A 1,200-nucleotide genomic window follows, 5' to 3' on the forward strand; every position below is an offset into this window, starting at 1 on the left:
GCGAAGCGGTCGCAAAGGATCTTTCGCCAAACAGGGCAAGCGCCCTGTTTGTGCCATGTGACGTCCGCCAGACCGGTTCCGTCGAAGCCGTCGCCGCGCTGGCGAAGGAGACCTTCGGCCGGATCGACATCCTCGTCAATAATGCCGGCATCAACGTCTTTCACGAACCGCTGGAGACAAGCGAGGCCGAATGGCGGCGCTGCTTCGATATCGATCTCGACGGGGTCTGGCGCATGAGCAAGGCTGTGCTGCCGGCTATGCTCGACCAGGGCGCTGGCTCGATCGTCAACATTGCCTCCACGCACAGTTTTTCGATCATCCCCGGTTGCTTCCCCTACCCTGTCGCCAAGCATGGACTCTTGGGCCTCACCCGGGCGCTCGGCATCGACTACGCTGCAAAGGGTATTCGAGTGAACGCCATCGCGCCCGGCTACATCGAGACGCAGATCGCCGTCGACTACTGGAACAATTTTCCGGTCCCCGAGGCCGAGCGGCAGCGCACCTACGATCTGCATCCGCAAAAACGCATTGGCAAACCCGAGGAGGTGGCAATGACGGCGTTGTTCCTGGCCTCTGATGAGGCACCCTTCATCAACGCCGCCTGCATCGTCGTCGATGGCGGCCGCTCGGTGCTCTACCATGACTGACAGCGTCGTTGCGTGGCGCACCAGTCGCGCCTATGAGGTGCAAGCTGAAAAAGGGCCGCGAAACCATGGCAACTGACCTTGCTGTCGCCGAAGATGGGTCGTTGCGCCTAGCCGAAGGCGCCGGCGGCAGCCGCATCCACGATTCCGTAGTCAACGTGCTCGGCAGTCGCATCCTTGGCGGCGTCTATCGGCAAGGCGAAATGCTGCCGCGCGAGGAAGAGCTCTGCGCCATGTTAGGTGTCAGCCGCACCTCGGTACGCGAAGCGATCAAGGTGCTGTCGGCAAAGGGGCTGGTCGAGGCTCGCCGCCGGGTCGGTGTGCGCGTGCTGTCGCGCGATGACTGGCGGCTGCTCGACCCTGTAGTGCTGAGCTGGCACCCGGATATCCAGAACGACAGCGAACTGATTTCTGGTTTGATCGAGGCACGCCGCATCTTCGAGCCGGCCGCGGCCGAACTTGCCGCCAGGCGCGCCACCGGCTCCGATCTTGCAGCGATCGAGACCGCCTTCAACGCCATGCGCGATTCGATCCCGCACGACCTCGACGGGGTCTG

At 63.2% G+C, this 1,200-nt stretch carries 2 protein-coding genes; both read left to right on the plus strand.

All coding sequences use genetic code 11. From position 1 onward, the window contains the following. A partial coding sequence (locus E5W87_RS35270) for an SDR family oxidoreductase (protein WP_292408543.1) occupies positions 1-647 on the plus strand: 647 nt, incomplete at its 5' end. A 65-nt stretch (positions 648-712) separates the two neighbouring features. After that, the coding region (locus tag E5W87_RS35275; protein ID WP_292408547.1) for a GntR family transcriptional regulator at positions 713-1,200 on the plus strand (488 nt) is incomplete at its 3' end.

It is taken from the genome of Mesorhizobium sp., assembly GCF_004962925.1.
Lineage (GTDB): Bacteria > Pseudomonadota > Alphaproteobacteria > Rhizobiales > Rhizobiaceae > Mesorhizobium.